The organism is Halomicrobium sp. HM KBTZ05, from assembly GCF_041530035.1.
Lineage (GTDB): Archaea > Halobacteriota > Halobacteria > Halobacteriales > Haloarculaceae > Halomicrobium.
The window spans coordinates 580,322-605,471 of the sequence record NZ_CP168057.1 but is presented as its reverse complement, the minus strand read 5'-3'; the positions used below and the strand labels follow the sequence as shown (position 1 = coordinate 605,471).

At 66.3% G+C, this 25,150-nt stretch carries 28 protein-coding genes; 15 read left to right on the top strand and 13 right to left on the bottom strand.

All coding sequences use genetic code 11. The features are described 5' to 3' along the window. Window positions 1–64 precede the first annotated feature (64 nt). From nikR to ACAH01_RS03185, 4 genes are all read left to right on the top strand, one after another. Entirely contained in the window at window positions 65–475 is a 411-nt protein-coding gene (gene nikR / locus ACAH01_RS03200) for a nickel-responsive transcriptional regulator NikR (protein WP_012807829.1), read from the top strand. Window positions 476–565: 90 nt separating this feature from the next. Then, window positions 566–808, top strand: coding sequence for a hypothetical protein (locus ACAH01_RS03195; protein ID WP_012807830.1), 243 nt, complete (start codon window positions 566–568; stop codon window positions 806–808). A 54-nt stretch (window positions 809–862) separates the two neighbouring features. Further along, a complete protein-coding gene (locus tag ACAH01_RS03190; protein WP_372480209.1) occupies window positions 863–2,749 on the top strand; it encodes a PINc/VapC family ATPase in 1,887 nt (628 codons plus the stop codon). 17 nt (window positions 2,750–2,766) lie between these two features. After that, on the top strand, window positions 2,767–3,483 hold the full coding sequence (locus ACAH01_RS03185; RefSeq protein WP_372480208.1) for a hypothetical protein: 717 nt from the start codon (window positions 2,767–2,769) through the stop codon (window positions 3,481–3,483). 110 nt (window positions 3,484–3,593) lie between these two features. On the opposite strand, the gene npdG is transcribed toward ACAH01_RS03185, so the two are convergent. The 4 genes from npdG to ACAH01_RS03165 form a co-directional block, all read right to left on the bottom strand. Beyond that, complete coding sequence (gene npdG, locus ACAH01_RS03180) at window positions 3,594–4,262, bottom strand: NADPH-dependent F420 reductase (protein WP_170092594.1); 669 nt, start codon at window positions 4,260–4,262, stop codon at window positions 3,594–3,596. Between the two features lie 220 nt (window positions 4,263–4,482). Continuing rightward, a complete protein-coding gene (locus tag ACAH01_RS03175) occupies window positions 4,483–4,686 on the bottom strand; it encodes a hypothetical protein (protein WP_372480207.1) in 204 nt (67 codons plus the stop codon). Window positions 4,687–4,724: 38 nt separating this feature from the next. After that, a complete protein-coding gene (locus ACAH01_RS03170) occupies window positions 4,725–5,606 on the bottom strand; it encodes a TIGR01548 family HAD-type hydrolase (protein WP_372480206.1) in 882 nt (293 codons plus the stop codon). 28 nt (window positions 5,607–5,634) lie between these two features. Then, window positions 5,635–6,042 carry a UPF0146 family protein gene (locus ACAH01_RS03165; RefSeq protein WP_170092596.1) on the bottom strand — a complete coding sequence of 136 codons (408 nt, stop codon included), beginning with the start codon at window positions 6,040–6,042 and terminating at the stop codon, window positions 5,635–5,637. Between the two features lie 39 nt (window positions 6,043–6,081). Between ACAH01_RS03165 and ACAH01_RS03160 the strand changes: the two genes are divergently transcribed. Together ACAH01_RS03160 and ACAH01_RS03155 are read left to right on the top strand one after the other, a co-directional pair. Further along, complete coding sequence (locus tag ACAH01_RS03160; RefSeq protein WP_153554451.1) at window positions 6,082–6,603, top strand: archaemetzincin family Zn-dependent metalloprotease; 522 nt, start codon at window positions 6,082–6,084, stop codon at window positions 6,601–6,603. Between the two features lie 128 nt (window positions 6,604–6,731). Then, the gene (locus ACAH01_RS03155) at window positions 6,732–6,944 is read left to right on the top strand and encodes a hypothetical protein (RefSeq protein WP_018256606.1); all 213 of its coding nucleotides are present in this window, start codon (window positions 6,732–6,734) and stop codon (window positions 6,942–6,944) included. A 24-nt stretch (window positions 6,945–6,968) separates the two neighbouring features. Here ACAH01_RS03155 and ACAH01_RS03150 read toward each other — a convergent pair whose 3' ends face one another. From ACAH01_RS03150 to ACAH01_RS03140, 3 genes are all read right to left on the bottom strand, one after another. After that, on the bottom strand, window positions 6,969–7,325 hold the full coding sequence (locus ACAH01_RS03150) for a hypothetical protein (protein ID WP_372480205.1): 357 nt from the start codon (window positions 7,323–7,325) through the stop codon (window positions 6,969–6,971). A 113-nt stretch (window positions 7,326–7,438) separates the two neighbouring features. After that, the gene (locus ACAH01_RS03145) at window positions 7,439–9,268 is read right to left on the bottom strand and encodes a ribosome biogenesis/translation initiation ATPase RLI (protein WP_153554454.1); all 1,830 of its coding nucleotides are present in this window, start codon (window positions 9,266–9,268) and stop codon (window positions 7,439–7,441) included. Between the two features lies 1 nt (window position 9,269). Beyond that, entirely contained in the window at window positions 9,270–9,569 is a 300-nt protein-coding gene (locus ACAH01_RS03140; RefSeq protein WP_153554455.1) for a hypothetical protein, read from the bottom strand. 202 nt (window positions 9,570–9,771) lie between these two features. On the opposite strand from ACAH01_RS03140, the gene ACAH01_RS03135 reads away from it, so the two are divergent. Beyond that, window positions 9,772–10,038, top strand: coding sequence for a MarR family winged helix-turn-helix transcriptional regulator (locus ACAH01_RS03135; protein ID WP_012807841.1), 267 nt, complete (start codon window positions 9,772–9,774; stop codon window positions 10,036–10,038). 47 nt (window positions 10,039–10,085) lie between these two features. On the opposite strand, the gene ACAH01_RS03130 is transcribed toward ACAH01_RS03135, so the two are convergent. After that, window positions 10,086–10,352 (bottom strand): co-chaperone YbbN, encoded by a 267-nt coding sequence (locus tag ACAH01_RS03130; RefSeq protein WP_012807842.1) that lies wholly within the window; start codon window positions 10,350–10,352, stop codon window positions 10,086–10,088. A gap of 117 nt (window positions 10,353–10,469) precedes the next feature. Between ACAH01_RS03130 and ACAH01_RS03125 the strand changes: the two genes are divergently transcribed. Genes ACAH01_RS03125 through ACAH01_RS03110 form a run of 4 tightly spaced genes read left to right on the top strand, consistent with a single transcriptional unit; the run spans window position 10,470 to window position 13,009 of the window. Beyond that, complete coding sequence (locus tag ACAH01_RS03125) at window positions 10,470–10,643, top strand: preprotein translocase subunit Sec61beta (protein ID WP_153554456.1); 174 nt, start codon at window positions 10,470–10,472, stop codon at window positions 10,641–10,643. A gap of 37 nt (window positions 10,644–10,680) precedes the next feature. Next, complete coding sequence (locus ACAH01_RS03120; RefSeq protein ID WP_372480204.1) at window positions 10,681–11,055, top strand: hypothetical protein; 375 nt, start codon at window positions 10,681–10,683, stop codon at window positions 11,053–11,055. Beyond that, window positions 11,052–12,440, top strand: a complete 1,389-nt coding sequence (locus ACAH01_RS03115) for a DUF402 domain-containing protein (protein WP_372480203.1) — start codon at window positions 11,052–11,054, stop codon at window positions 12,438–12,440. The genes ACAH01_RS03120 and ACAH01_RS03115 overlap by 4 nt, the downstream gene beginning before the upstream one ends. A 41-nt stretch (window positions 12,441–12,481) precedes the next feature. Further along, window positions 12,482–13,009, top strand: coding sequence for a hypothetical protein (locus tag ACAH01_RS03110; RefSeq protein WP_372480202.1), 528 nt, complete (start codon window positions 12,482–12,484; stop codon window positions 13,007–13,009). A gap of 3 nt (window positions 13,010–13,012) precedes the next feature. Here the strand turns inward: ACAH01_RS03110 and ACAH01_RS03105 are convergent, their stop codons facing one another. Further along, window positions 13,013–14,413 carry an LVIVD repeat-containing protein gene (locus ACAH01_RS03105; RefSeq protein WP_372480201.1) on the bottom strand — a complete coding sequence of 467 codons (1,401 nt, stop codon included), beginning with the start codon at window positions 14,411–14,413 and terminating at the stop codon, window positions 13,013–13,015. Window positions 14,414–14,627: 214 nt separating this feature from the next. On the opposite strand from ACAH01_RS03105, the gene ACAH01_RS03100 reads away from it, so the two are divergent. Next, window positions 14,628–15,089, top strand: coding sequence for a plastocyanin/azurin family copper-binding protein (locus tag ACAH01_RS03100; RefSeq protein WP_206039091.1), 462 nt, complete (start codon window positions 14,628–14,630; stop codon window positions 15,087–15,089). Between the two features lie 214 nt (window positions 15,090–15,303). On the opposite strand, the gene ACAH01_RS03095 is transcribed toward ACAH01_RS03100, so the two are convergent. Both ACAH01_RS03095 and ACAH01_RS03090 read right to left on the bottom strand, forming a co-directional pair. Then, window positions 15,304–15,561 carry a hypothetical protein gene (locus tag ACAH01_RS03095; protein ID WP_372480200.1) on the bottom strand — a complete coding sequence of 86 codons (258 nt, stop codon included), beginning with the start codon at window positions 15,559–15,561 and terminating at the stop codon, window positions 15,304–15,306. Between the two features lie 312 nt (window positions 15,562–15,873). Next, window positions 15,874–16,455 (bottom strand): LURP-one-related/scramblase family protein, encoded by a 582-nt coding sequence (locus tag ACAH01_RS03090; protein WP_170092602.1) that lies wholly within the window; start codon window positions 16,453–16,455, stop codon window positions 15,874–15,876. A gap of 114 nt (window positions 16,456–16,569) precedes the next feature. Here ACAH01_RS03090 and uvrA point away from each other — a divergent pair, with 114 nt between their 5' ends. From uvrA to ACAH01_RS03075, 3 genes are all read left to right on the top strand, one after another. Then, window positions 16,570–19,590, top strand: a complete 3,021-nt coding sequence (gene uvrA, locus ACAH01_RS03085) for an excinuclease ABC subunit UvrA (protein ID WP_372480199.1) — start codon at window positions 16,570–16,572, stop codon at window positions 19,588–19,590. A 142-nt stretch (window positions 19,591–19,732) separates the two neighbouring features. Further along, a complete protein-coding gene (locus tag ACAH01_RS03080; protein WP_372480198.1) occupies window positions 19,733–20,959 on the top strand; it encodes an MFS transporter in 1,227 nt (408 codons plus the stop codon). A gap of 910 nt (window positions 20,960–21,869) precedes the next feature. Continuing rightward, on the top strand, window positions 21,870–22,691 hold the full coding sequence (locus ACAH01_RS03075) for a sugar phosphate isomerase/epimerase family protein (protein WP_372480197.1): 822 nt from the start codon (window positions 21,870–21,872) through the stop codon (window positions 22,689–22,691). A gap of 6 nt (window positions 22,692–22,697) precedes the next feature. Here ACAH01_RS03075 and ACAH01_RS03070 read toward each other — a convergent pair whose 3' ends face one another. Both ACAH01_RS03070 and ACAH01_RS03065 read right to left on the bottom strand, forming a co-directional pair. Continuing rightward, window positions 22,698–23,933: a mandelate racemase/muconate lactonizing enzyme family protein gene (locus ACAH01_RS03070; RefSeq protein WP_372480196.1), complete on the bottom strand. Its 1,236-nt coding sequence runs from the start codon at window positions 23,931–23,933 to the stop codon at window positions 22,698–22,700. A 54-nt stretch (window positions 23,934–23,987) separates the two neighbouring features. Next, window positions 23,988–25,070, bottom strand: a complete 1,083-nt coding sequence (locus tag ACAH01_RS03065; RefSeq protein WP_372480195.1) for a Gfo/Idh/MocA family protein — start codon at window positions 25,068–25,070, stop codon at window positions 23,988–23,990. Window positions 25,071–25,150: the final 80 nt, after the last annotated feature.

Below are 25,150 nucleotides of genomic sequence, written 5' to 3'. Positions count from 1 at the left end.
TCAGTAATACTCGGTGGGAGCGCAGTTGGACACGCTCTTGGCCGCCCCCGTCGTAGCCGGGGTCATGAGCGACGATCTGGACCGGATCAGTCTCACGCTCCCGGCAGAGATGACCACGCGACTCGACGACATCGTCGACGACTGGGAGTACGACAGCCGTTCGGAGGCGATCAGAGACGCTCTGCGTGACTTCTTCGGTGCCTACGAGTGGGAGTCGGCCGACGACACCGTCCACCACGGCACCGTCGTCGTCGTCCACGACCACCACGTCGACGGGATCGCCGACCAGCTTCAGACGATCCAACACGAGATGGCCGACCTGATCACGTCGGTCCAGCACATCCACCTCTCGCACGACACCTGCATGGAGACGCTGGTCGTCGAGGGGGCGGGCACTGCGATCACCGAACTGGCGAACCGCCTGCGGGCGATCGGCGGCGTCAATCAGGTCAAGGTCGTCGTCGTCGGCGACTGATCGCGCCGGGCGTCGGGGAGCGCCGCGTCACCACCGCCCCGAACTGCGAACCCACCAAGCTATTACGACGGCGTGAGCGTCCCGTCGCGTATGCCGGCCAAATCAGGCGCTTCACACTCGACGGGCTATCTCGTCAGCGTCGTCGTCAGCGGACTGTTGATCGAACACATCCTGGCGTTCGCGCCGTCGTTCCGACGCGTGTCCCGGATCGCCGGTGAGCTCCTCACCGCGTACACGAACGTCCCGATCTCCGAGGAGGCCGCCGGAATGTTGCTCGTGACGGCGGTCCTCGTCGGCGTCTGGGGCGTCGGCTACCACCTCTATCGGCACTGAGGGCTGTCGTGCCGCGAGGGACGGGCTTTTTACCACCTGTCCCGAAGGCAGGATATGGATATTGTACCGGACACGAGCGTGGTCATCGACGGCCGCGTGTCCGAGCGGATCGAAGCCGACGCGGATCCCGACTCCGAGGTCGAGGGGACGGGCTTTGCGGGCGCGACCGTCGTCGTCCCCGAAGCGGTCGTGGGCGAACTCGAAGCACAGGCCAACGACGGCCGAGAGACCGGCTGGGAGGGGCTCGAAGAGCTCCAGCGCCTGGTCTCGCTGGACGAGGACGGCACCATCGACGTGGAGTACGTCGGCCGTCGCCCCGACGCCGTCGAGAAGCGCGAGGCCGGCGAAGGCGAGATCGACGCGCTCATCCGGGACGTGGCACAGGACCGCGGGGCGACGCTGGTGACCAGCGACGACGTGCAGGCCGAGGTCGCCAGCGCGAAGGGTATCCCAGTGGAGTTTCTGGATCCGATCGAGCGGACGGTCGATCGCCTGACCATCGAGAACTTCTTCGACGAGGCCACGATGAGCGTCCACCTCAAGGTCGGCGTCGCGCCCTTCGCCAAGCGCGGGTCGATCGGCGACATGGCCTACCAGCCGATCCGAGACGACCCCGCGACCGAGGAGGAGCTGCGATCGTACGCCGCCGACATCGAGGAGGCGGCCCACGCCAGTCCCGAGGGGTTCGTCGAGCTGTCCGAGCCGGGCATGACGATCATCCAGTACCGGGACTTCCGGATCGCCATCGCGCGTCCGCCCTTCTCGGACGCCCTTGAGATCACGGCCGTCAGACCGATCGTCAAGACGGAGCTTGACGACTACGAGCACGCCGACGAGCTGCGCGACCGGCTCACCGACCACCAGCGGGGCGTCCTCATCTCGGGCTCGCCCGGTGCCGGGAAGTCGACGTTCGCCCAGGCCGTCGGGGAGTTCCTCGTCGACGCCGACTACGCCGTCAAGACGATGGAAAAGCCCCGCGACCTCCAGGTCGGCGACGAGATCACCCAGTACACCGAGCTGGGCGGCTCCATGGAGAAGACCGCCGACTCGCTGTTGATGGTCCGGCCGGACTACACCATCTACGACGAGGTGCGCAAGACCGACGACTTCGAGGTCTTCGCCGACATGCGACTGGCCGGCGTCGGGATGATCGGCGTCGTCCACGCGACGCGGGCCATCGACGCCCTGCAACGGCTGATCGGCCGTGTCGAACTCGGGCTGATCCCACAGATCGTCGACACCGTCATCTACATCGAGGCCGGCGAGGTCCACACCGTCTACGACGTGACGACGGAGGTCAAGGTCCCCGACGGCCTGATGGAGGAGGACCTGGCTCGCCCGGTCATCCTCATCCGAGACTTCGAGACCGGCGAGCCCAAGTACGAGATCTACACGTTCAACCGGCAGGTCGTCACGGTGCCACTGGACGACGGGGACGGCGGGCCGGGCACCGACTCGGGCGTCGACCGCATCGCGAAACAGGAGATCGAGCGAGAGATCCGCTCGATCGCACACGGCCACGTCGAGGTCGAACTCAAGAGTCCCGACACCGCCGTCGTCTGGGTCGAAGAGAGCGACATCTCGCAGGTCATCGGCAAGGGCGGCGGGCGCATCACGGACGTGGAGAACCGCCTGGGCATCGACATCGACGTGCGCACGCTGGCCGAGAAGCCGAGCGACTCCTCGGCGTCGAGTACCTCGGGGTCGGGCGCGAACGCGCCGGGCCAGATCGTCACCCCGGAGATCACCTCCCGGCACGTCCAGATCCCGATGGACGGCCACCAGGGCGACACCGTGGAAGTACAGGCCGACGGCGAGTACCTCTTCACCGCGACGGTCTCGCGGGGCGGCGAGATCCAGGTCTCGCGTGGCTCTGCCATCGCCGAAGAACTAGAGCAGGCCATCGACCGCGGCAAGACGATCACCGTCGTTCCGTCCTAGACGAGCGCGGGACACGGATGACGTTCGGAATCGAAACCGCCTACGTCGGCTGTGGCCGAGCCGGTCGGGCGCGGATCCGTGAGGGTCTCGAACGGCGGGCATCGGGCACCGCCGTGACGCCGGACCACGGGGCGAGCCCCGAGCTGCTCGCCCTCGATAGCGGTGCGGACGAGTCGCTGGCGGCGGCGCTCGCGGCGTTCGACGTCGTCGTGGTGACCGGCGAGAGCGCCAGTCGCGACACACGAGCGCAGATGGCGGCGGTCGGACGGGCGTGTCCGGACGACGCGACCTGTGTCGGTGTCGTCACCGGCGCGATGGACCACGGGGTCGAGCGGCTCGGCCGAGCGTGTGACACCGTCGTCCCCGTCGACACCGACGCGCTCGCACGGGAGTTCGCGACCGACCTGTTGACGTGGGCGAGCGAGCCGATGCTGCTGCGAACGGATTCGTCGCAGGTGTACGACGGCCTCGACGGCGGCGGGGTCGCCGCCGTCGACCGTGTGACCGGCGATCGAACGGCACTACGATCCCTCGTCGAGCGGGCGAGCGTCGGCGAGACCACGGACGGCCAGCGGCTCCTCTTTGGCTATCTCGCCTTCGGCGTCGACGTTACCCTGGCCGACGACGAGCGATTCCAGCAGTTCTGTGACCGGCCCGAGGTGGTCACCGGGCGGGCCAGCCTGGCCGAGCCCGACGCGTGTCGGCTGACGGCGGTCCGGCAGGTCTCGGAGTGATGGTCCCAGCGAACCGGCCGCGGCGACTTCCAGAGAGACAATCGAATCAGACGCGGATCGCACGGCCGTGGTCGGAGCGAGCGTGCGTCGACTTGCAACGGCGTCGACGACTACCGGAATCGGACGCCGAGGTCGTGGAGCCCGTCGTTGTGTCGGGCGACGTTGATCAGCAGCGGCGTCAGTCCCTCGATTTCCGCGGCGTTGGCCAGCGGGCCGCCGTCGAGCGCGCGCAGTCCCTCGATCGACTCGGCCAGTTCGATCACGGTGTCTTTGGCGTCGGGCTCGTCGCCGACGACGACGGTGTCCCAGTCGAGGTCGGCGTCGAGGTCGGCGAGTCGGCCGGCCGCGAGGTTGTGGAACGCGCCGACGACGGGTACGTCGTCGGGCGCAGCGTCGGCCGCGAGCTGCGTGACGCTGCCGACGCCGGGCCGGTTGTAGTGGAAGCCATCCTCGTCGCGTTTCATGCCCACCGCGGGGGAGACGAGCACGTCGTCCGGCGAGAGTTCGTCGGCGATGGACTCGACGGTGTCGGTGAGGTGGTAGGCCGGGACGGCAGTGACGATCACGTCCGCGCGCTGGGCAGCCTCGACGTTGCCCAGTCCCTCGACGCTCGCGTCACGGCCGCGCTCGTCGAGTGCCGTCGCGTACTCCGTCGCTTTCGCTGCTGCACGTTCCGGATCGCGCGAGCCGACGAGCACGTCGTGGGCGGAGTCAGCGGCCCACCGCAGTGCCAGTCCCTCGCCGATGTCGCCAGTGCCACCGAGTAGGGCGATTTCCATACCGAAAGGCTGGAGCGAACACCGAATAAGTGTTGTCACACTCCCGCTACTTGCCGATGTCTGGCGCTCGTGTGTCGCCCAGACAGCTGTAGAGAGAGTCGTCGTACGGTCGACCGGGCGAACGGCGACGAGACTCCGTCTCGTACTGCCGGCTGTACCTTCGTGAAGATCTTCGCCACCCGGGGTGGCGAAATCGGTCACAAATGTACAGCCGGTAGTATCAGTCGTCCCCCAGGAGCGGCGGTCCCTGTTCGCCCCGGAGCACGATCAGGTACGCGAGGACGAGCGACAGCACGACCCACTGGACGCCGACGAACAGCTGCGAGGCGGGGTCCGGGGGGACGACGAGTACGCCGAGGACGAGCCCGAACACCGCGAGGGTCACGGTGAGGCCGACGAACCACAGCAGATCCGTTCGATCCATACCGTTCGATCGGTCCCGAACGGGCAAAAAGAGCGACCCTAACGGTCCGTCGACCGCGGGGAGAGCAGGTCGGGGAGGTCGTCGACGCTCTCGACGACGGCGGCCGCGCCGGCACGGCTGAACTTCTGTCGTCCCGTCTCGCCCGTGAGTCCACCGGTGAGGACGCCGATACCGTCGTACACTCGGTCGTCGGCCTCGTTGGCGTTGACGGCCGTTCGCACGTCGTCGAGCGTGTCCCCGGCGAAGGCGATCCGGTCGGCGTCGAAGCGCTCGGCCAGCGTCACCAGCGCGTGGGGGTCGGGCTTGCCGGCCTCCCAGTCGTCCATCGTGAAGCGGTACTCGTCGGCCACGTCGAGGCCGGCCCGTTCCAGCGCGATGTCGGCCTCTGCGGCCGGGCGGCCGGTGACGACGCCCACGTCGTAGTCGGCCTGCAGGGCCGCGATCGTCTCCGGATCGACGATGACCGGCTCGTCGTTGACGAACCCCGGCTCGGCGATGCGGGGCTCGCGGCCCTCGATCTCGCGGTACAGCTCCGCGCCCAGATAGAGCAGCTGGAACACGTCCCGGAGCTGGTCGGGGTCCCAGGCGTCGAAGACGTCCTCGCGGGCGTTTGGCGTCAGCGCCTCCCGGACGATCGCCTCGGCGGCGTCTCGCCCACCGCCCCGCTTGGCGATCCCGTCGGTGAAGGTCTCGACCGTCTGGTCGAGCCCCTCGCGGCTCGCGAGCACGTACAGCGCCCCGGCGTGTGTCAGCTCCCAGTCGTTGTTGAACCCGCCAGCGTCCTTGAACGACTGGATCGCCGACCGGTCGATCGTCTCGCCATACAGCCGCTCGATGGACTCGACGATGGCCCGTCGGTAGGAGTCGGCCACGTCGACGAGCACGCCGTCGATGTCCAGGACGACCGCATCCACGTGCATACCAGCCGGAAGGTGGCCGCCGGTCATTTCACTTGTCTTTCGGACCGTCCTCGCGGACGCGGTACAGCGTCTCGCCGCCGGGCAGTTGCTCGCGGTCGACCGCGACGGCGGGCGGGTCGCCGCCGAGCGTCGTGAAGGAACACGCCAGACCGTGCTCGCGGGCGAGGGCGCGCAGCGGACGGTGCAGTTCGGGCGGGCAGTTCAGCGCGTAGACGGCCTCGGCGTCGTCGTAGACGCCCGGTGCTGGATCGGTCACGTCGTCCAGGACGAAGGTGAGCCCCCGCGGCACGTCTCGCCGAACCACGTCCGTGACGGTCACGTCGACGCCCCGCTGGGCGAGTCGTCGTGCCACGTCCGGCCGTCGGCCGACGCCGACCTCGACGACGCGCTCGAAGTCGGCCAATCGAGCGACGAGAGCGCTGCGTGGGTCGTTCACGGCGGGATGTTTATGTCACATCGGCACATATGGCTTCGCATGCACGTTGACGTCGTGCCGGTGGGAGACGTCTCGGCACGGGTCAAGCGCGAGGCCTCCAAGGGACTGCGGACCGTCTACGACTGCGAGGTCTCGATGCACGAACCCCAGCCGATCCCCACCGGTGCGTACGACGGCAACCGGGACCAGTACCGGGCCGAGGAGTTCATCGATCTCGCCCAGCGGATCGGGAGCGGCGAGAAGAACATCGCGATCACGCCACAGGACCTGTACTACCGGCGGCGCAACTACGTCTTCGGCCTGGCCTACCTCAGTGGCAGCGGGAGCGTCATCTCGACACACCGGCTCCAGACCTCCTCCGACGGCGGCTTCTCGAATCGGTCGGCGAGCGACATCTTCGGCGACCGGGTCCGGAAGGAGGTCGTCCACGAGATCGGCCACACGCTGGGCCTGGAACACTGTGACAACGAACGCTGCGTGATGAAGTTCTCCCCCACGGTCCGCGAGGTCGACGTCAAAGAGCAGTCGCTGTGTGGCTCCTGTGCGACACAGGTGACGTAGTCGCTCTCCTGGGTGCGGTCTCGTCGCTGACTCCCGTCGACGAGCAGCCGCTGACGACGACGAGAGGCGATGGTGCCAACTCAGTTAGGTATCGTCGTTATTGTGCATGTTAACTTATGGCATGGTGTATGAGCAAGACACAGGAGTCCGCCCGTATCGACGAACTCGGAGACATCTTCGTGTCGGTCACCGGTGACGACGCCGTGACCGAGTCACAGGACCGGGCGGCCAAGCGCAGCGACCGCGAGCTCCCAGACGACGGCGGCGGCGTCGACATTGAGGACGGACTGGACGACGCCGTCGACGGGGCAGAGGTCGGAGAACCGGATCCCGTGTCCTAGAGCCGCGGGTCTCTCGATCACCACTTACTCGGCCGGATCGAACCCACTGAGCCCCAGCGCGGTCCCGGCGGTGCTACAGAGATAGCCAAGCACCGTGAGCGGTCGGTTCGGTTCCCCGAAGCACGTGTATCCCAGCTGCGTCTCCTGGGGCCATCCGAAGTAGAAGACGTTTGCACCCCAGTCGTACGCGAACTGCCAAGTCGCGTCCTCCCGGAGCAGCGGCTGTCGACACGCGCCACCGGCGACGCCGATCCAGAACACGAGCACGCCAGCGAACAAGAACGCGGCCGGACGACGGTACCGCCGGAAGCGCGCCAGCGCCGACACACCGAGCGGGAGCGCCGAGAGCAGGACGACCGCGCGGAAGAACTGGCGGCCCACCCCCACTCCGTCCCGAACGTGACGAACAGCGACCCACCGAGCAGGACCGCTGTGAGGACGAACGATAGGAGCAGACGGGCGGGGCGAACGTCACTCGCTTCGCCCGGAATCATCTACGGCGCGTAGTAGTACTCACCGTCGCGTTTCTGCTGGCGGTCGAGCTGCGATCCCGGTTTGTTGATCCGGGGCCGGGAGGTCCGTTCGTCCCGGCGGAAGGTCACGTCGAGGTTCGAGAGGAACTGGTTCATCCCCTCGCGCATCTCGACGGGCGGGCTGGCGTGGCCCTGCTTTGCCGGCTCGCCGTCGAAGACCAGCAGTCGATCCGAGAGGAGATCGATCATGTAGATGTCGTGATCGATGACCATCGCCGTCGCGTCGTGGTTCTCGGCGTAGCGCCGGATGGCGCTGGTCGCGAGCACGCGCTGTTCCACGTCGAGGTGGGCCGAGGGCTCGTCCAGCAGGTAGAGGTCGGCGTCCTCCGAGAGACACGCCGCGATGGCGACCCGCTGGCGCTCCCCGCCAGAGAGATCGGTGAGTTGCTGCTCCATCACCGCGTCGAGCTGGAGGGGCTGGGCGATCTCGGTGTTCCAGTACGACGAGCCAAAGTCGTCCGTGATCGAGGACAGGAAGGCGTCGACCCGCATCGGCTGGTCGATCTCGATGTACTGGGGCTTGTACGCGATGTCGAGGTCGGCGTCGACGGTTCCCGCGTCGGGTTCGAGCCGTCCGGCCAGCAGCTTCGCGAACGTCGACTTCCCGATCCCGTTCGGGCCGACGACGCCCAGCACCTCGCTCTCGCGGATCTGGCCGGCCTCGACGTCCAGCGAGAACTCGCCGTCGCCGTAGGACTTCGTGAGGTCGGGGTACTCGGCGACCACGTCGCCCGTCGAGACCGAGCGTGGGGCGTGTTCCTCGAACTCGATCTCCTGCTGGCGAAATCGCATGTTCTCGTTGTCGAGATAGCCAGAGAGGTACTCGTTGATGCCGTTTTTCGTCGACTTCGGGCTGGTGATGATACCGTACGCGCCGGGCTCACCGTAGGCGACGTGGAGCGCGTCGGCCAGCAGGTCCAGGATCGCCAGGTCGTGCTCGACGACCAGCATCGACCGGTCCTCGTCCTCGGCCAGCTCCTGGATCAGCTGGGCGGCGGTCATCCGCTGTCCGATGTCCAGGTACGGCGTGATCTCGTCGAGGAAGTAGAAGTCCGCGTCGCGAGCGAGCGTCGCGACCAGCGCGACCCGCTGGAGCTCCCCGCCAGAGAGGTCGTCGATGTGGTTGTCGACGACCGGGGCGATCCCCGTCCGCTCGATCAGGTCGTCCAGCGCACCGCGTTCGTCCGTGCGTTCGAGCAGTTCGCTGGCTGTCCCGTCGAACTGATCGGGGATCTGGTCGACGTACTGGGGCTTGCGTGCGACGGTCATGTCGCCGTCCCGCAGATCTTCGAGGTAGTCCTGCAGTTCGGTGCCCCGATACTCGTCGATGACGGCCTCCCAGGCCGGCTCCTCGTCGAACCGACCGAGGTTCGGCGTCATCTCGTCGGCGAGGATGTGGACGGCCGTCGTCTTCCCGATCCCGTTCGGGCCGAGGATCCCAGTGACCCGACCCTCCTGAGGGGCGGGCAGTCCGTACAGCGCAAAGGAGTTCTCGCCGTAGCGGTGGACCGGCTCGTCGCCGAGTTCCTGTGGGAGGTTGATGATCTCGATGGCGTCGAAGGGACACTTCTCGACGCAGATCCCACAGGACTCGCCCAGACAGATCTCCTCGGAGATCCACACCTGGTCGTCGCTGCCGGCGTAGTTGTCGTCCTCGTCGTACGCGTCGCCGCGCTTGACGATGCACTCCTTGCCCGTCCGGTTGGGCGGGCAGAAGTTCATGCACTCGTAGTTACAGCGGTCGGGCTGACATCGGTCGAGGTCGACGACCGCAATGCTATCGTCGGCCATGTTAGAGTGTCGCCGTTGTCAGGAGGATTCCCCACGAGACGAACCAGAGCGAGAACGTCATGAACGCGACGAACAGGTAGTCCTTCGCGGAGAAGTCGTCGATGTCGACGCCCAGTACACTCAGGATCGGGAACTGAACGACGATCGCTGCGATCAGCACGGCGACCGCGAGTCGATCACCCGCGCCGGCCGCTATCTCGTTGGCCGCGACACCGGCGGCTAACCCAGAGAGGGCCGCCAGTGTCGTGACAGTGAGTCCGCGCAAGTGCGAACTCATGCCCTCGACCGTGTCCGTTGCCATACGCCATGGTCCGCCGTCGGGGACCAAAAGCCGCCCGGTTCGGGCACGCTCGATGGCGCGGTCACAACGGGTCGGCGTCGAGCACGGTCGCGAGTCGAGCCCCACCCAGAACGCCCGCGATACGGAGCAGTACGGGCAGCACAGTTCGTTGCTCGGCCCAACTCCTCAATCTTTATGGAGCCCGCGCCACTCGTGACAGGTGATGACCGAAACCGACGGGGAGGCCATCGCGGACCTTCCACCGAGCGCGAAGCTCGTGTACAAGGTTCTGGAGTACGACGGTCCACTCACCCAGAAGGGGATCGTCGAGGAGTCGATGCTCTCGGCGCGGACCGTCCGCTACGCGCTCGAACGCCTCGACGAGGTCGGCGTCATCGAGGAAGACGTCTACTTCGCAGACGCGAGACAGAACCTCTACGAGATCACTGACTCCGGAGCCGAACAGGCCGACGCAGCCGTCTCTGACTGACTCGTTTTCGCGGCCGGACGTGTACGTGAACGGTGAGAACGGGGAGACTACGCCGAAGCCTGCTGGAGGGCGTCTTCGAGATCTTCGCGCTGGGTGACGCCGACGAACCGTTCGACGATGCCGTCGTCGTTCTCGACGATCAGCGTCGGCAGCGAGCGGACCTGATACTCGTTGGCCACGTCCTGCTCTTCGTCGACGTTGATCTTCTCGAAGCTCACGTCGCCCCAGTCGGCTTCCAGTTCTTCGAGGATCGGATCCTGCGTCTTGCACGGACCACACCAGTCTGCGTAGAAGTCCTTGAGCGTGACTGTCATCGGTACTCGTTGGAGGTAGCCGGTGGGCCCAGATAAGGATTGTCACCACGACGGATCCTGCCCGTGGCGAGGGACGAAAGGGAAAGGCTTACTCGGCGGGACCGACGACGGTTCTGTATGAGCAGCAGCGACAGCGGCGGACTGATGTCCAGTGCCGGACTCGTCCGGTACTTCGACGCGGAAGACAACAACACGATCCGAATGGATCCCCGGTCGGTCGTGGCATTCGGCGTCCTCTTTGGCGTGTTGATCCTCATGCTCAACGCGCTGTTCATGCTGGGCGCAGTGTAACAGCGGGCTTTTCATCGCTCCGTCGCAACGGCCGTCCATGCACTTCAGCCAGCGCGAGCAGCAGGCACTGGCCGAGGCCGGCCTCTCGACCGACGAGATCGCCGCCGCCTCGGAGGCCGTCGTCGCGGCCACCGACGAAGCCGCAACGGCTCTAGAGGCGTTTTTCGCCGACCGAGAGACGATCTACTCCGACATGGAGATGGCACACAGCGCCAGCGACGTGCAGGAACACGCCCTGGCGTATCTCGACCTCTTTACCCACGCCGACGACATTCGGGGCTACCTCCGCTTTGACTCGTGGGGCGTCCCGGTCGAGGGCGGACGCGTCCTGGGCGAGGACGTGGTCGAACTGACGCTCGGTCCGACCGTCGACGACCGCGTGCGCTTCGCGCACGACGACGACGCGCTATGACCGTCCGGATCAGGGGGATCTACACGACCGCACTGACCGAGTTGTTCCGGGACGAACCCGGCGTCGTCCAGCCCTCGCCGCCGATCGTCGACCGGTTCGACGCCGAGTTTACCCACGAACCGGCGACGGCGACAGTCGAGACGACAGCCGACCGGCAGGGCGTTCGCGTGACCGGCGAGCCCGACGCCGTCGAGACGGTCTCCGAGCGCCTGGCGGACGTGGGTCGGGACGCGCTGGTCTGGCCGGATCCGACCCCCCGCGGCGCGGTCTACGACGGAGCGGTGACCGAGACGCTGGGCGGGGGCGCGATCGTGTCCCTCGGAGACGGCGAGGGGTACCTGCCCTACGGCGAGACCGATCACCGGATCGAGGACGGCGATCGGCTCCGCGTCCAGGTCGACGAGCCGAGCCCGCCCTGGAGCGGCGACCGCGCGACGCTGTCCACGACGATCCGGGCCCACGGCTCGCTGGTGACGCTCGTCCGCGGCGAGACGATCGAGCACACCGGCCCGGAACTTGCCGACATCCTCCCGGCCGATCCCGTCGACGGCTGGGGAAGCTCCTGGCACCGCCACAGCGACGACGCCGGCCTCGACGCGCTGGGCGATGCGCTGGAACGGGCCAACGACCGCGCGGCGGCGCTGGACGACGCCCACGCCGACGCGCCGGCACCGGCCGACGACGCACCGCAGCGCCACGCCGCCCCCGAGTCGACGGCGTGGGTCTGGTTCGGCCGCGAGAGTCGCTTCGCACTGGACGACGCGCGGGACGCGGTGACGGCGACGATGCCGGGCCACCACCGGATCAAGGCGGGCTCGCGGAGCGCCTCGGCCGGCGTCGACCTGGCCGAAGCGGTCGCCGACGGCTTTCGGACCGGCGAGCAGGACTTTCCCTTCACCGCGGTCGCGAGCCAGTTCGGCCCCGCGGCCGGCGACACGGTCCGCCTCGATCACGGCAAGCCCGACGGTCGGCTGTACACGCTGGGCGACGCGGCGGTCCAGTCCGTCGAGCCCGACGGCACGGTGACCGTCGAGCGGGAGATGTCGCCGGGGGGCACCTACGACGCGCTCGGCGTCGACCGCCAGGCCGGCGACGTGGCGACGACGAAGGTCAAGGAGGGACGCTGGTGGTATCCGACCGTCTACGAGGGCGCGGACGGGACCAAACGAGGCACCTACGTCAACGTCTGTACGCCCGTCGAGGTGTTCCCCGACGCGGTCCGCTACGTCGACCTCCACGTCGACGTGGTCAAGCACGCCGACGGCCGCGTCGAACGGGTCGACGACGACGAACTCGACGCCGCGGTCGAGGCGGGCCACCTCTCTGAGGCACTGGCCGAGAAGGCTCGCAGCGTCGCGAAGGCCGTCAAACACGGCCTATCGTAGCTGGCGATACGCTTTTTCCCGAGACAGTCGAAGCGCCGTCTGTGCCCTCCACCGATCGCTTCGAAACGAAGCGCGGCGAGTGTCGGATCGAAAACGAGGAACTGGTACTAGACGAATCACGGCTCAAATACCTCGAGAGCCTGTACAGCGGCTACTGGCAGGCCGACGAATGGTGGCGGAAAATCGTGTTTGTCGGGATCATACTCGCGGTCCCGACTGGCGTCGCGAGCATCGTCCTGTCCGCACTGGATGGATCACTGGACACCCGGACGGTGGCAGTCGGTCTCGCAGTGATCGTTGGCCTCGTCGCAGCGCTCCAGTGCTATCAGCGCTGGGTCCGAGGATTCACGAGTCGGTCGACGATTCCGCTGGACGCGATCACCACCGTCTCGTTCGAACGGGGAACGCTCGGTCTCACCCGCCCACGGTTCGTCGTCCGCTACGAGACGGCCGACGGAGAGAGTCGGCGGTACATCTTGCTCCCGTCGCTATCGATGCCACACGGAGAAGATGTCGTGGCACGAGCACAGAGGGTGTTAGAAGACCACGGAATCGAGATCGAGTCCTAGCGCCTACTCCGAGCGGCGTCGGTACCACGCACCGGCACCGAGCAGTCCGAGCAGGCCCGCGCCGACACCAGCGCCGGCCCCCGTCTCGCTGGTGGGCGTCGACGCCTGTCCCGACGGGGTGTCGGTCGTCGGCGCGGCGTCGGTCGGGCGCTGGTCCGGAAACGCGAACAGCGCCGACTCCAGGGGCGAGTCGTCGTCGGTGTTGACCCCGAACGCGCCGATGCTGGCCCCCAGGAAGAACTCGCCCGGCGCGGCAAGCTGTGCGGTCCAGAACTTCCCGCGGCCGGCGTCGCGCCAGTGGAACCGCTCGATGGGCTCTGTCGCGTCGGTCACGTCGTGGACGGTGACCCCGCCCTGGTACCAGGCGGCGTAGCAGCGCCCGTCGACGAGGTCGAAGTTGTGGGCGGTCGTCCAGACGCCTCCGCGGGTGGGATCGGGCGTCGGCGGCGGGTCGATCGCCCCCAGCCGCCTGGGCGCTGCCGGGTCGCTCACGTCGTAGAACGCGATCCCACCCGGACCGGTCGAGCCCGAGGCCGCCGCCCAGGACTCGGTCCCGATCCCCAGCAGGTCGCCGGTCTCGTCGACGGTGACGAAGTGGTCGTTGCCCGGCGGCTCCGTGCGCTCGCGTCGCCTGTTGGCAACGTCGAGCAACGCTTCGAGCGGGCGGCCACGCACCCGCGAGACGAGCGTCGGCTCGTCGGGATCGGACACGTCGAGACACCACGTGCCGGCGTCCCAGTAGGCCAGATACGCGCGGTCGTCGTGGACCCACACGTCGTGGAGGTTCACCATCCCGAAGGGCAACTCGCCCCAGCGGTCGTCGACGTCGACGACGCTCCAGCGGGCCAGTTCCGTCCCGCTCTCGGGATCGACGACGACCAGGGGCGAGCCGTCGATCCCGCCGCCGGTGAAGTAGCCGACGCCGTCCGCGAGCACGCAGTTGTGGGTGTAGAACTCGACCTCGTGTTCGGCGAGGACCTCGGGATCGGCGGGATCGGACACGTCGACGTAGCCAAAACCACGGACCGAGTCGCGCCCACCGTTTGCCGGGCCGGCCACGAGCAGCCGGTCGCCGTCACAGTGCAGGTCCCAGATCCCCGACAGCGGCCCGTCGGCGTGGTCGGCCAGGAGCTGCTCGCGAGCCAGCACCCGCATCTCGGTCGGGTCGGCGACGTCGACGACGGTGAAGCCGTCGACGGTGGCGACGTAGGCGACCGTCCCGTCGGGGCTCAGGACCATCTCGCGGACGTTCTCGATCGAGACCGTCCCGAGGGGCTGGCTGTCCGGCGTCTCGGTGGGCGGCGTCCCGTCGCTGGTGGCAGTCGGGTGGGCGCTCGCGAGGCCGGCACACGCCCCGAGTGTCCAGCCAGTGCCGGCTGTTCGGAGGAACGTCCGACGGTGCATACATTCGCTAGAGAGTGCGACAGCAGAAAGGTTGTGTTGGTTCTATCGACGTTGTCAGGGAGTCATAGAAGACAGTCCGAAAGATGTCGAGTAATCCATCAAGACCGAATCGAGGGACACAGCGAAGACGCTCAACTGAAGCAATCACCCCTGGACGGCACGAGCATCACGGTATGCGAAGAGTTCTAATGGTATCCCACCCGACACGACACATATGATACGGCGACGGCGTTTCCTGACAGCAGTCGCAGGCGGGACCGTTGTGGGCCTGGCGGGCTGTAACTCGGGAACATTCGGACCGAACGAACGCCAACTGGACGCTCAACGGACGGAGCTACAGGAACGAAACGACGCCGTCGTCGGAATGAAAACACCCGACAACGCGTTTGCGCCGACGACAGTGACAATCGGCGTCGGCGAGCGCGTCGGCTGGATAAACGACTCTGAGTGGAGCCATACCGTCACGGCCTACGAGGACGGTCTCCCTGACGAAGCTGCATTTTTTACCACCGGAGCGTACGACACGGAACAGGCGGCACGAGATGCGTGGCCGGACGGCGATCTCGAAGTCGGCGAAACATACGAACACACGTTCGAGGTTGCCGGCGAGTACGACTACTTCTGTGTCCCACACGAGGACGAGATGGTCGGCACAGTGATTGTCAAGGACGAGTGATAGTCCGGCGTTCGTGAACCGGGCCATCTGAGGCCAGAGCGAGCGCTGGTTGGCGACCACACCAGCGGAGAGTGTGACCCGAGTGTCGGGTTCGAAACCGCAATCAGACTAGTACCATCAAATCGCCGCAAAGTCGGATCCAAAGCCACTGGCCGCTGGCTATGATTTGGACAGTGAAGTCCCTCGCTCTTCGTCGTCGGTCGATCTCGCAGTGTTATGTGGCCCCCTGCGACCCGTTCGGGGAATCGAAATAGCCACGCGCACCACCCGTCACGAGTACCACGACGAGATCGAACACGAGCGTCACGACGACACCGAACACAACGAGTACCACGAGTCCCAAAACGATTCCAGCACCGGCGAGGAGAGCCCTGAAACCGACTTGCAGCCCCTCGAAAGAACGAAACACGGAGTAACCGACGCCAATCTGAATGAAGAGTAGTACGATCGCAAACAAGGAGAAGGCGGCCATACGGACCGTGGAGATTCACAGACTAAATTTTTGTGTAGTAGCCTTATCTTCAAGATACAGGAAAGCAGTTAAAATATCGAACGGCCATCTTTTCATCGCTACGGTTGCTCGACACTGTCCGGTGACGAGCGATCCGAGAGAGGCTTGAAACAGCTGTTTGGGAGTATATGTAGCTCTTCCAACCCAGATCGTTTTGAGGTCACCCGACCGCTGTTCGTGGATTAGGTAGCCTCATACTGTCGGCTGTACATCTGTAAACGACTTTGCCACCCCGCGGTGGCGACTATCGTCACGACGTTACAGCCAACAGTGTCAGTTCCCCTGGATCGCGTCGATGACCATCGCAGCGGCGATGACGGCCTCCTTGGGGACGTTGCTGGCGTTGTCGATGGTGATCTCGTAGCGGTCCCGCAGCGAGAACTGTCCCTCGATGGAGCCGACGTGGTTGCCGTCGACGTCGGTGATCTCGTACTTGTGGGGAATGATCTCGCCGAACGGGAGGAGGTTGCGCGCGAGCGTCACCGCGGCACCCCGAGAGTCGATCTTCGCGATGGCGCGCTCGTCGCCCGCGTCGCGGATCGTCCAGGTGTCCTGCATGATCGAGTAGTCGTTGTCGAGGACAACGAGGTCCTCGCCGGTCTGGGCGTCCGAGAGCACGTAGTTGCCGGCCACGTCGATGATGCCGCCGGCCTTGACCGTGAAGACCTCGTTGCCGTCCCCGTCCGTGAAGGGGAACTCCTCTTTCATCTTGAGCATCTTCTGCTTGCCGCGGACGACGACGTTGCCGGCGGCGTCCATCGCCTTGTACTTGTTGCGGACCAGCGACTGTTCGACGGTGTAGCTGTTGTCGGTCAGATCCAGTCCCTGGATGTCGTACTTCGAGAGGGCACTCATGTCCGGACGCTCACGCGATTTCGCCATTAATTTTGTGTCTGATGGTGACAGAGCCAACGAGTGCCAGCGACGGACCGACAGCGTTTCACGCCCCCAGACCTCAGGGGGCCGTAGATGACACGAGAGTACATCGAGGTCCGCGGTGCGGAGGAACACAACCTCAAGGACATCGATGTTGAGATCCCGCGAGAGGAGCTGACGGTCGTGACGGGGCTGTCGGGATCGGGCAAGTCCTCGCTGGCCTTCGAGACGGTGTACGCCGAGGGACAGCGCCGCTACATCGAGTCGCTGTCGGCCTACGCCAGGAACTTCCTGGGCCAGATGGACAAGCCACAGGTCGAGACTGTCGAGGGCCTCTCCCCGGCCATCTCGATCGACCAGAAGAACGCCGCCAACAACCCCCGCTCGACGGTCGGGACCGTCACCGAACTCCACGACTACCTGCGCCTGCTGTACGCCCGCATCGGGACGCCACACTGTCCGGAGTGTGGCCGCGAGGTCGGCGAGCAGTCCGCACAGAACATGGTCCGTCGGATGCTGGCCCTGCCCGAGGGGACCCGCGCGAAGATCGCCGCACCGGTCGTACGCGACCAGAAGGGAGCCTTCGAGGAGCTGTTCGAGGAGCTGGTCGGCGAGGGGTACGCCCGCGTCGAGGTCGACGGCGAGCCCTACGACCTGACGATCGACGACCCCGAACTCGACGAGAACTACGACCACACGATCGACGTGATCGTCGACCGCGTGAGCGTCAGCGCGGACGCCCGCTCTCGGATCACCGACTCCGTCGAGACGGCCCTCGAAGAAGGGGAGGGCATCACGAAGGTGATCCTCCCGGACCCGCCGGAAGGCGTGTCCCTCGGCGGGGCGACGGCGCGCTCGACGGGCGATCTCGCGGGGACCGGCGACAGCGAGGACCACAGCGACCGCGACCGCCTCGTCGTCGAGTTCTCCGAGGACCTCGCGTGTACCCACTGCGGGATCGACATCTCCGAGATCGAGACTCGCTCGTTCTCGTTCAACAGCCCTCACGGGGCCTGCCCGGAGTGTGAGGGACTCGGCGAGACCAAGGAGGTCAGCGAGGAACTCGTCATTCAGGACCGCTCGAAGCCGCTCAAGCACGTCTTCGAACCCTGGAGCTACGATCGTACCTACTACTCCCGGCAGCTGGACAACGTCGCGGACCACTTCGGCGTCTCCCTGGAGACGCCCTTCGAGGAGCTTGACGAGTCGATCCAGCGCCAGTTCCTCTACGGAACGGACTCACTCGTCCACTTCGAGTGGCAGACGAAGAACGGCACCCGCGAGAAGACCGAGCGCTTCGAGGGCGTGATCCCGAACCTGGAACGTCGCCACGTCGAGACCGACAGCGACCGCGCCCGCGAACACATCGAGGAGTTCATGGCCGTCACCACCTGTCCCGAGTGTGAGGGCACCCGCCTGAAAGCGGAGTCCCGGCACGTCCTCGTCGGCGGGGGTTCCGCGAGCGATGCGAGCGGAACGTCGTCGGAGGTTTCCTCCGACGGTACGTCGATCACCGAGGTCAACCGGATGTCGATCGGCGACGCGCTGGAACACTTCGACGGGCTGGAAGCGTCGCTGGACGAACGCGACACGAAGATCGCCGAAGAGATCCTCAAAGAGATCCGCGCTCGGCTCGGGTTCATGGAGGAAGTCGGCCTGGAATATCTCACCCTCGACCGAGAGGCGTCGACGCTGTCCGGCGGCGAGAGCCAGCGCATCCGGCTGGCGACCCAGATCGGGTCCGGACTGGTCGGCGTGTTGTACGTGCTCGACGAGCCCTCGATCGGACTCCACCAGCGGGACAACGACCGACTGCTGAACACGCTGGCGGAGCTGCGCGACCTCGGCAACACGCTCCTCGTGGTCGAACACGACACCGAGACGATGCGCCGGGCCGACAACATCATCGACATGGGCCCCGGTCCGGGCAAACGGGGCGGCGAGGTCGTCGTCAACGGCTCGATGGACGACGTGATCGAGAGCGACGACAGCGTCACCGGCGAGTACCTTTCGGGCGAGCGGACGATCCCCGTTCCCGACGACCGCCGAGCGTCGGACACCCACCTCACGATCGAGGGGGCACGCCAGCACAACCTCGCAGATCTGGACGTGGACCTGCCGATCGGCTGTTTCACCGCGATCACGGGCGTCTCTGGGTCGGGCAAGTCGACACTGATGCACGACGTGCTGTACAAGGGCCTCGTCCGGCGGATGAACGACACCGACGTGAACCCCGGCGATCACGACGACATCGAGGGGATCGACGAGATCGAGACCGTCCGTCTCATCGACCAGTCGCCCATCGGTCGCACGCCGCGCTCGAACCCCGCGACCTACACAAACGTCTTCGATCACATCCGCGAGCTGTTCGCCGAGACGAACCTCGCGAAGCAGCGAGGCTACGAGAAGGGCCGTTTCTCGTTCAACGTCAAAGGCGGTCGCTGTGAGGCCTGTGGCGGCCAGGGCAACGTCAAAATCGAGATGAACTTCCTCTCTGACGTGTACGTCCCCTGCGAGGAGTGCGACGGGGCGCGGTACAACGACGAGACGCTGGACGTCACCTACAAGGACGCCACCATCTCCGACGTGCTGGACATGAGCGTCGCAGAGGCCTACGACTTCTTCGAGGGCCACACCGGCATCCGCCGCCGCCTGAAGCTCCTGAAAGACGTGGGCCTGGACTACATGCGGCTGGGCCAGCCCTCGACGACGCTCTCGGGCGGGGAGGCCCAGCGGATCAAGCTCGCAGAGGAACTGGGGAAGAAAGACTCCGGCGAGACGCTGTACCTGCTCGACGAACCGACGACCGGGCTCCACCCCGAGGACGAGCGCAAGCTGATCGACGTGCTCCACCGCCTCACCGACGAGGGCAACACCGTCGTCGTCATCGAGCACGAACTCGATCTGGTGAAAAACGCCGACCACATCGTCGACCTCGGCCCGGAAGGCGGCGAGAACGGCGGCCGAATCGTCGCCGAAGGGACGCCGGAGACCGTCGCCCGCACGGACGACTCCTACACCGGCCAGTACCTCCGTGACCTGCTCCCGAAGGTCGATCTGGAGGGGCCACGCGCCGACCGAGACGTGGCCCAGCCCGCCGCGGACGACGACTGATACTGTCGGCTGTCCGTCTGTGACCGAGTTCGCCACTCCGAGGTAGCGACTCTCTGCACGGCGTTCCAGCCAACAGGATGGCTCGGGTCGCCAGCGAGCGAGCCGACACGTATTTCCGTCAGAGCGGGCCACTGCCCGTATCGTGACCCTCGCCGCGCGCCTCCGCGGGCTGGCTCGCTTCGACGCGCTGGTCCTGACGGCGTCGCTGTGGTTCTTCGGGAAGTTCCTCCGCTATGCCTTTCCGCCGCTGTTCGGAACCCTGGGTGAGAGCTACGGCGTCTCGCGGACCGTGCTGGGGACAACCTTCACCGGATTCATGCTGGTCTACGCGGCGATGCAGTTTCCCTCGGGGGCACTGGCCGACCGGCTGGGGTCGGTTCGAGTGCTGGTCGCCGGCACGGGCGTCGCGGCGGTCGGTGCGCTGGTGCTCGTCGTCGACGCCCCGCTGTGGGTGCTCGTGGCCGCGATGCTCCTGATGGGGGCCGGGACGGGCGCGTACAAGACCGTCGGCGTGCGCCTCCTCTCCGGGATCTACCCGTCGCGGACCGGGCGGGCGCTGGGGGTGTTCGACACCTTCGGGACCTTCGGCGGCGTCGCGGCACCGGCGGCGGTCGTCGCCGTCACCGGCCACGACGCGGTCGGCGGTGCCGGCTGGCGGACGGTGTTTCTCGCGGGCGGGCTAGCGACGGTCGGCCTGGCCGTCGCCTTCGGCAGGCGAGTCCCGCGCCGGCTCGCGTCGTCGAGTACCGCCTCGACCGGGAGCGGCCGCGGCGACGTGACCGCCTCGCCGGGCAGTTACCTCACGATGTTTCGCGAGTGGCAGTTCACCGGCTTCGTGCTCGTGACGATCTGCTTTTCGTTCGCCTACAACGGCGCGGTCGCCTTCCTCCCGCTGTATCTCGCCAGCGAGACCGCGCTGTCCAGCGCGACCGCGAACCTGCTGTTTTCGGCCCTGTTCGTCGTCAGCCTCGTCCAGCTGGTCACCGGCGAGGTGAGCGATCGGATCGGGACCGCCCCCGTCCTGCTAGTGACACTCGCCGTCGCCACCGCGGGACTGCTCGCGATCCTGACGCTCGCGCCGACCGGCGGGCCGCTCGCGCTGGGCGGAGCCGTCGTCGCGCTCGGCCTGGGAGCGCACGGATATCGGCCGGTCCGGGGTGCGTATCTGATGGCGGTCGTCCCCGAGGACGTGGCCGGCGGGAGCCTCGGCGTCGTCCGGACGCTGCTGATGGGGGCCGGCGCGGTCGCCCCGGCGATCGTCGGCTGGCTCTCGGACGTGACGAACTTCCGGGTCGCGTTCGGGCTGCTGGCGGCGGCACTGGTCGGCGCGACCGGGCTCACGGCGGCGCTGTGGCTGTTCGACCGCTGAGCGGGGAGACTGTCGCGAGCGGAGCGGACAGCGGTACCTGGCCGACTCGACGGAACGGAGATCACGGCAGGAGAGAGTGGATCGAGATTTGTCTTTCAAGCCAGCCATTCGACACACGTTCCCCACAATATCGACAGTGTATTCGATTTTCTAATCTCATCTGTACCCTACTTTAGACTTTTTAGACATAGATGAGAACAAATACTGTCGAGTGTAGACAATCTTGACAAATAGAGACGTGGACCAGATATTAAGAATATAGGATATTCGAAGGTGCGCCGAGACCGTCGTAAGCACATGCGTTTGGATCCACCGAACGAAAAACTGAGACAGAGCAGAACGTAATCGCCCAGTACGAGCCCGAAACGCTGGCGTCGACCGGCCGTCGGACGTTTTCGGAGATCGTTGGAAAACGTCCTTCGATCGATACCGTTCGGCCAGGCCGAACGGAAGAGATTGCCAGAGGTTCCGCGAACCGACGCCTGAAGCGCGCTTCCAGCCGAGGAGCGGGACCGACGACCCGTTCGGAGAACGCGGTAGCGGACCACTCGTCGACGGCGCTTCAATAACAACAATACGATCGTTACGCACCCGGTCAGTGGGCCGCGCCGCCAGAGAGGAGGGGACGCCCATATTGTTCGTCTTTCACGAACACTGCTATCGTGAGGGGAACAGCGCGAACGCCCGCAGTACGGAGCTACGAGTCCGGAATCCGGTGTAGACGGCCAGCAGCGCGTTAAAGTCGTTCGCCGCCTCCGAACAACAGCGAGAGCGACAGACCGTCGTCTCATACTGTCGGCTGTACGTCTGTGAAGCATATCGCGACCTCGTGGTCGCGAGGTCTCGAAACAGTGACAGCCAGCAGTATCAGTCGGAAGCTATTTTTCGGCGAGTCGTGATAGCCCGACACATGGGTACCGGATACACGGCGATGATGTACGACCCGACAGACGTCGAGACCGCGATCAGCGACATCGGTGCCTGTCGGTACGACGGGATCGAGATCGGCCTCGGGAAGGTCCGGGACAACGACACCGCGACGCTGAAGCGGTGGCTCGCCGACGCGGACGTCGAGCTGTACTGCGTGATGAGCGAGTGGATCGAGAGCGATGAGGCGGTCGAGCGGATCGTCGAGGACGTGCCGACGATCGCCGATCTCGGTGCCGAGTTCCTCGGCTTGCTCCCGCCACAGCGAGGGCGATACGACGAAGCGACGGTCGAGACGTGGTTGAGTCGGGTCAGCGACGCGGCGCTGGACGCCGGCCTGCGTCCGGTCGTCCACCACCACGGCGCGACGGCGGTCGAACGGCCGTCGGAGATCCGTCACTACCTCGACGCCGTCGAGGGGCTGGAACTGCTCTTCGATACGGCACACTACTACCCGTACGGCGACCACTTTCCCGAGGGCGACGTGACCGACGCCGTCGAGCGGTTCGGTGACGACATCGCGTACGTCCACCTCAAGGACGTGGCTCCCGGTCAGGGGTTCGCCGACAACCGGGACGCGCTCACCGACGGGGACTTCCACCTGGACAACGTGATCAACTACTTCCGGTCGTTCACGGACCTCGGCGACGGCGTCCTGGAGTTCGGGGCGCTCGCGGACGCCCTCGACGCGGCGGGGTACGAGGGCCACTACACGATCGAGATCGAGAACCAGACCGAAAAGCGACTCGTCCACGCCAAGGAGAACATCGACCGCTGGAACGAGCTGTCTGTCGACGGGCGATAGCGCCGATCAGTGCTTGCGGTGGTCCTCGACGGCGTCCCAGTCGAGTTCGACGCCGAGGCCCGGTCCGTCGGGCACCTGAATGCGGCCGTCGCTGATGAACGGCTCGTCGCGGACGAGCAGGTCGTCCCACCACGAGACCTCGCGAGCGTGGTACTCCAGGGCCACGAAGTTGGGGACCGTCGCACCGACGTGGACCGTCGCCGCCGTCGCGACGGGGCTGCCGATGTTGTGGGGGACGAGCGCCTGGTAGTAGGTCTCGGCCAGCTCGGCGATCTTCTTGGTCTCGGCGATGCCGCCGGTCTTCGGAACGTCCGGGGCGAGGAAGTCGACGGCCTGCTCGGCGACCAGGTCGCGGAAGCCGTGGCGGCCGTAGCGGTTCTCGCCGGTCAACAGCGTCACGTCGACCCGGCGTTTCAGTTCCCGCATCGCGTCCGTGTTCTCGGGCGGGAGCGGGTCCTCGATCCAGGCCAGGTCGTACGGTTCGATCGCACGGCAGAGTCGCTCTGCCGTCTCGGGGCTGAAGTTCCAGTGGAGGTCGACCGCGACCTCGGCGTCGTGGCCGATCTCGTCGGTGACGGCCTCGACGACGCGGCGCTTGTGTTCGATCTCCGGCGGGTCGAAGTGCCGCGAGAGCGTGTCGATCTCCCGGCCCGAGGGCACGTCGAGGTCGAACTTCACGATGTCGAACCCGTCGTCGACGGCCCCCCGGGCCGCCTGCGCGTACGCTTGCGGGTCGTACGTCGAACTCTCCTGTCCTTCCTTGGCGGATTCGACCATCGCCTCGCCAGCGTGACAGTCCGCGTAGACGGCGACCGATTCGCGCAGCTTGCCGCCCAGAAGCTGGTAGATCGGCTGATCGAGGAGTTTCCCCGCAGCGTCCCACAGCGCGATCTCGACGCCGCTGATCGCGATCGTTCCGATCCCCTGCTGTGAGCCGCGTCCGGAGAGACTCTCGCGCATGAGGTTGTACAGTCGCTCGACGTCGGTCGGGTTCTCGCCGACCAGCACCGGCCGGAGGTAGTCGGTGATGACCTCGTGGACGCCCGGCGACGGGTAACACTCCCCGATCCCGGTGACCCCCTCGCTGGTCTCGACGGTGACGATCGTCCACGGGAAGTTGCCGTCGACGACCACCGTCTGTACGTCGGTGATCTCGCCCGGCGGACCGTCCGCCCGGCGGGGCTGTTCGTCGAAGTCGGCCCACATAGTCGCTGCGAGCGTCGATGCGAAGTCTTCGTACATGTGTTGTCGTGTATCGACGTGTGGTTTCGCTTAGTGGTTTCGGTCCGGCTCGCGTCAGTAATCGCCCAGCAGCGGCGCTCCCTGGGTCTGTCGGAACAGATCGGCGATCAGGCGCACGTCGGCCCGTCCCTCTTCGAAGGGGGTCCGGACCTCGGCATCGCCGCGGATACAGGCGACGAAGTGCTCGACCTCTCGCTTGAAGCTCTCCTCGTAGGAGGGCGTTCGGGTCTCGTCGGCGATCTCGTCGGTGCCGCGCTTGACCCGTACCGACGGCGGCGAATTCCGGATAAAGGGGTCGTCGAAGGACAGTTCGATCATCCCCGTCGGCGAGTCGACGCGGACGAACTCCTCGAACCACTTGCGGTCCGAGAGCCCGGAGTCGAGCGTACACCGCCGGCCGCCCTCGTAGACGAGGTTCGCAGTCGCGTACCGTCCGTCGGCGTACAGGTCGACGTGGTCGATCGACTCGACGCCGCCGAACAGCCCCCGAAGGAGGTTCACGTCGTGACAGATGTGTTCGAGGTGCCAGTGGTAGTCGTCAGCCAGTTCGTCGTCGTCGCTGTCGATCACCTGCTTGCTGTCGGCGAGTTGCTTCTCGCGGGTCGTCTCGATGACCGACTCGGGGACCGCTCCGTCGACGAGGTCGTACACCTCGTCGATGTTGCGTCCGTGGTTCGGGTCCACGTCGTAGGCGGTGATCTTGTCGACCCGATCGAGTGCCGCGATCTCCTCGCGAGCGGCCTCGACGGCGGGCGCGTAGCGCTTGTTGTAGGCGACCATCGCGGTCGCGTCGGCCGCCTCGGCCGCCGAGACCATCCGATCGGCGTCCGCGACGGAGACCGAGAGCGGTTTCTCGACGAGCGTGTCGATCTCCGCGCCCAGCGTCGTCTCGACCACGTCGGCGTGCTGGCTCGGCGGCGTCAACACGATCACGGCGTCGAGTTCTTCGCCGCGTTCGGCGATCATCTCGTCCGCCGACTCGTACCGGTGGGGGACGTTGTACCGCTCGCCCAGCGTCGTGACCCGCTCGGTAGCGGGATCGGCAAGCGCGTACAGCTCCAGGTCGGGCAGTTCCGTCACGTACGGGATGTGCATGATCTGCGCGATCGTGCCACACCCGATGATACCGAATCGCATATACGCCGTATTCGGACAGTCGGTGTTATAACTTCCGATAGACGGGGTGGCCGATGTCCGCGGTCGTGTTTGGTGAAGCG

Excerpts from the sequence above, each read along its gene's own strand:
- nikR (WP_012807829.1), top strand. The coding sequence starts at position 65 with ATGAGCGACGATCTGGACCGGATCAGTCTCACGCTCCCGGCAGAGATG.
- ACAH01_RS03195 (WP_012807830.1), top strand. The coding sequence starts at position 566 with ATGCCGGCCAAATCAGGCGCTTCACACTCGACGGGCTATCTCGTCAGC.
- ACAH01_RS03190 (WP_372480209.1), top strand. The coding sequence starts at position 863 with ATGGATATTGTACCGGACACGAGCGTGGTCATCGACGGCCGCGTGTCC.
- ACAH01_RS03185 (WP_372480208.1), top strand. The coding sequence starts at position 2,767 with ATGACGTTCGGAATCGAAACCGCCTACGTCGGCTGTGGCCGAGCCGGT.
- npdG (WP_170092594.1), bottom strand. The coding sequence starts at position 4,262 with ATGGAAATCGCCCTACTCGGTGGCACTGGCGACATCGGCGAGGGACTG.
- ACAH01_RS03175 (WP_372480207.1), bottom strand. The coding sequence starts at position 4,686 with ATGGATCGAACGGATCTGCTGTGGTTCGTCGGCCTCACCGTGACCCTC.
- ACAH01_RS03170 (WP_372480206.1), bottom strand. The coding sequence starts at position 5,606 with ATGCACGTGGATGCGGTCGTCCTGGACATCGACGGCGTGCTCGTCGAC.
- ACAH01_RS03160 (WP_153554451.1), top strand. The coding sequence starts at position 6,082 with ATGCACGTTGACGTCGTGCCGGTGGGAGACGTCTCGGCACGGGTCAAG.
- ACAH01_RS03155 (WP_018256606.1), top strand. The coding sequence starts at position 6,732 with ATGAGCAAGACACAGGAGTCCGCCCGTATCGACGAACTCGGAGACATC.
- ACAH01_RS03145 (WP_153554454.1), bottom strand. The coding sequence starts at position 9,268 with ATGGCCGACGATAGCATTGCGGTCGTCGACCTCGACCGATGTCAGCCC.
- ACAH01_RS03140 (WP_153554455.1), bottom strand. The coding sequence starts at position 9,569 with ATGGCAACGGACACGGTCGAGGGCATGAGTTCGCACTTGCGCGGACTC.
- ACAH01_RS03135 (WP_012807841.1), top strand. The coding sequence starts at position 9,772 with ATGACCGAAACCGACGGGGAGGCCATCGCGGACCTTCCACCGAGCGCG.
- ACAH01_RS03130 (WP_012807842.1), bottom strand. The coding sequence starts at position 10,352 with ATGACAGTCACGCTCAAGGACTTCTACGCAGACTGGTGTGGTCCGTGC.
- ACAH01_RS03125 (WP_153554456.1), top strand. The coding sequence starts at position 10,470 with ATGAGCAGCAGCGACAGCGGCGGACTGATGTCCAGTGCCGGACTCGTC.
- ACAH01_RS03120 (WP_372480204.1), top strand. The coding sequence starts at position 10,681 with ATGCACTTCAGCCAGCGCGAGCAGCAGGCACTGGCCGAGGCCGGCCTC.
- ACAH01_RS03115 (WP_372480203.1), top strand. The coding sequence starts at position 11,052 with ATGACCGTCCGGATCAGGGGGATCTACACGACCGCACTGACCGAGTTG.
- ACAH01_RS03105 (WP_372480201.1), bottom strand. The coding sequence starts at position 14,413 with ATGCACCGTCGGACGTTCCTCCGAACAGCCGGCACTGGCTGGACACTC.
- ACAH01_RS03100 (WP_206039091.1), top strand. The coding sequence starts at position 14,628 with ATGATACGGCGACGGCGTTTCCTGACAGCAGTCGCAGGCGGGACCGTT.
- ACAH01_RS03095 (WP_372480200.1), bottom strand. The coding sequence starts at position 15,561 with ATGGCCGCCTTCTCCTTGTTTGCGATCGTACTACTCTTCATTCAGATT.
- ACAH01_RS03090 (WP_170092602.1), bottom strand. The coding sequence starts at position 16,455 with ATGAGTGCCCTCTCGAAGTACGACATCCAGGGACTGGATCTGACCGAC.
- uvrA (WP_372480199.1), top strand. The coding sequence starts at position 16,570 with ATGACACGAGAGTACATCGAGGTCCGCGGTGCGGAGGAACACAACCTC.
- ACAH01_RS03075 (WP_372480197.1), top strand. The coding sequence starts at position 21,870 with ATGGGTACCGGATACACGGCGATGATGTACGACCCGACAGACGTCGAG.
- ACAH01_RS03070 (WP_372480196.1), bottom strand. The coding sequence starts at position 23,933 with ATGTACGAAGACTTCGCATCGACGCTCGCAGCGACTATGTGGGCCGAC.
- ACAH01_RS03065 (WP_372480195.1), bottom strand. The coding sequence starts at position 25,070 with ATGCGATTCGGTATCATCGGGTGTGGCACGATCGCGCAGATCATGCAC.